This is a genomic window from Schlesneria sp. (assembly GCF_036405755.1).
In the GTDB taxonomy this organism is placed as follows: Bacteria; Planctomycetota; Planctomycetia; order Planctomycetales; family Planctomycetaceae; genus Schlesneria; species Schlesneria sphaerica.
In genome coordinates, this window is record NZ_DASWWZ010000143.1 from 1 (window position 1) to 2,794 (window position 2,794).

General features: G+C 56.3%; 2 protein-coding genes and 1 pseudogene. 1 reads left to right on the plus strand and 2 read right to left on the minus strand.

Features of this window, described 5'->3' with window-relative positions; genetic code table 11:
* Positions 1 to 1,134: pseudogene (locus tag VGE80_RS04915) on the minus strand (excinuclease ABC subunit UvrA); the annotation flags it as partial.
* Between the two features lie 139 nt (positions 1,135 to 1,273).
* Entirely contained in the window at positions 1,274 to 1,558 is a 285-nt protein-coding gene (locus tag VGE80_RS04920) for a hypothetical protein (RefSeq protein WP_373651746.1), read from the minus strand.
* A gap of 267 nt (positions 1,559 to 1,825) precedes the next feature.
* On the opposite strand from VGE80_RS04920, the gene VGE80_RS04925 reads away from it, so the two are divergent.
* Positions 1,826 to 2,353 carry a hypothetical protein gene (locus tag VGE80_RS04925; protein WP_397570279.1) on the plus strand — a complete coding sequence of 176 codons (528 nt, stop codon included), beginning with the start codon at positions 1,826 to 1,828 and terminating at the stop codon, positions 2,351 to 2,353.
* The last annotated feature ends 441 nt before the right edge of the window (positions 2,354 to 2,794 follow it).

Sequence of the window (2,794 nt, forward strand, 5' to 3'; positions counted from 1 at the left end):
AATTGCGCGCCCCACACCTTTCAGAATATGTCTGCGCCACTTCCCGACGGAACTGAGTTTGCCGAGGACAACGATGGCCCCTTTCTGGATCGAAAGAGAATCGTCCGGGATCAGTTGGTCGATCGCGAAGTCAAAGCGGACTCCCAGCCCCTGGCAATCGGCGCACATCCCCTGAGGACTGTTAAAGCTGAACAACTGAGGGGATGGCTGCTGGTAGCTGATTCCACAGTGAGTACAGGCGTAGTCACAGGAATAGAGCTGGTCGAACGGGGAAGGGGGATCTTCCGGCGGTTCCTCTTCAGTCGCCTCGCTCCGTCCTTTCTTGCGGCTGGCGGAGCCGCTTTTCGTGATGACGGAATCGGTGGAAGTGGCTTCACTGATGGAGCTGCCGGGGCCTTCGCGCAGGCCCATGTCGGGTTCGCGCGAGATAATCAGTTTCCGCTCGGCCAGATTGAGTGCCGTTTCAATGGCCTCTGCGACACGGGCTCGAGGCGTCTTTCCGGCGATCAGTCGATCGATCACAACGTCGATCGTATGTTTCATCTGCTTGTCGAGCTGCAGGTCGTCGGTCAACTGGACAAGTTTGCCATCGACACGTGCGCGCAGAAATCCTCGCTTGAGCAGATCGACGAACAGGTCCTTGAATTCCCCTTTCTGTCGTTGCACCAGGGGGGCCAGAACCTGGTATTTCGTTCCTTCCTCGAGGCGCAGGACACTATCAAGGATGTGGTCCCGCGTCTGAGCGGTAATTGCCCGGCCGCACTGATAGCAACTGGGGGTTCCGACGCGTGCGTAAAGGACGCGTAAATAATCGTAGATTTCGGTGATCGTACCGACGGTGCTGCGTGGGTTGCGACCACTGGCTTTTTGCTGGATTGAGATAGAGGGGGCCAGGCCGGTGATGGAATCGACGTCCGGCTTGGGCATCTGTCCGAGGAACTGGCGGGCATACGACGAGAGTGATTCGACGTACCGGCGTTGTCCTTCGGCATAAAGCGTATCGAATGCCAGTGAACTTTTTCCCGAACCGCTCACCCCCGTCATGACGACCAGTTTGTTGCGGGGGAGTGTAAGACTGACGTTTTGCAGATTGTGCTCGCGGGCACCACGAATCACGATGTCGGCAGCGGGCATGAGCACCACAACGAAAAAGAGAACAGGCAAGTGCCTGAAGATGTTCCGAAGACCATCACAAGTATAGGAACCGCTCCTCGCGCTTCAACACTCAGGTAGCTGGGCGGCTGTTGGAATAGGCTTTGTGACGATGGCGAAGCTACTGGCCTGTGAGAGCGGTGATCAGGCTCTGAAGTTCGTCGTCCAGTGACATTTCCGTAACGGCTGGCTTTCCCGCCCGGCGGTACCAGTACCGGGCATTGCCGAGGTCTCCTTCCACGCGGTGCAGGTAGGCGTGGACCCAGGCTGCATTTGAAGACCCGTCGTCCTGAACCAGTTCGTGCGCCCGGTCCCAAGCTCCTTTCGCGGCGTGCCAAAGTGCTTGTACCGGCACGGACAGCCCGCGAATTTCGGATTCTGTCATTTCTGTCAGGGATTGCTTCATTCTGTCCGTCTCCTTCGATCCTGAATGGGGGCCACGGCCGCCACTGCGAGAGGAGACTTTATCGGACAACGACCGCTGAGCGTACTTACTTGACGGACAAAATGATTGTGTGAGACTGGTACGAAGTCCTGTTGGTTGGCGACTTGTCAGAAGCCAGCGACAGCGAGGTCGATAAGCGGTGGGCGTGGCTGCGCACTCGTCAGGTACTGTTGCGGCAATGAACCGGCCGACGACCGTTTTGACAGAACGTGCCGCCGAGAGAAGAGCATGCAAATTCGCCAAACGTTGTTCCTGATGCTGGTCAGTCCACTCGTGTGGGGTGCGTCATTCGCTGAAGAACCTGCGTCCCGCTACAAGATTGTGACGAAACGCGAACAGGATCGCGTAGAGGTCACGTCCGATGCGGGCAAAGTCGTGTTCTCAATTCGCAGTCCCAACGGGATTGGTCAGGTGAACCTCAGCCGACTCGATGACAAGTGGCCGGACGTCGTAATGTTCCGTCTGCATTTGAGCGGACTGGAACGGTTTCAATTAGCCGTGGGCCAGGTAAAGCTCACCGGAGCTGTCTCAAGCCAGGATGGTTCTGTCCGGGTGTGGCAGGGTGAGGATGAGTCGAAGCCGCTCGATCCCCAGAACCCTAACTGGATCGAAGTCCGCGGGGTGGGGCGAGACGGTCAGCCGACAAAAGTTATTCCTCTTAAAGACGGCTACTTCGAGATTGCTGTTCCCCGGAGGCTACTTGCGGGAAGCGACAAATCGATCAACCTTTCGTGGATCGACTTCTATCGAAACTGACGCGGATCCCTGCGGTGAGTTTTCACGCGACCGATTCCTGATGAGTCAGCACACGTTGGCAATCTTGAATAAATAGTATATATACTGATCGGTCGATCTGGTGCCGGGACGGTTCAAGCAGGGCGAGTCAATTTCAATTTGTTCAATTTGTCAACTCAGAGGTGGTGCCGTCACCGCGCTGATTCGCGGCGAAGAACGTGTTCTCATCCTGAAATCGGCGAATAAAAGGTATATTTCTTCGTTGGTGCATCGCAGCGACGGGGCGTCAATACGGAGCCGCATGAACGGGCTTCAGCAGTCAGAAACAGGCGGTTAGCAGTCAAAACAGTGTCGGAAACAAGGTGCACGTGATCCGGAGAGCCTCTGACGATGGCAGTCAAACCGACCGACTTTTCGAAGCACGATCAGGAGATCTGGGACGAGGAGCTGCAAGACTTTATT

What these genes read in the sequence shown, in the direction of transcription:
- VGE80_RS04920 (WP_373651746.1), bottom strand. Translation starts at nt 1,558, where the DNA reads ATGAAGCAATCCCTGACAGAAATGACAGAATCCGAAATTCGCGGGCTG.
- VGE80_RS04925 (WP_397570279.1), top strand. Translation starts at nt 1,826, where the DNA reads ATGCAAATTCGCCAAACGTTGTTCCTGATGCTGGTCAGTCCACTCGTG.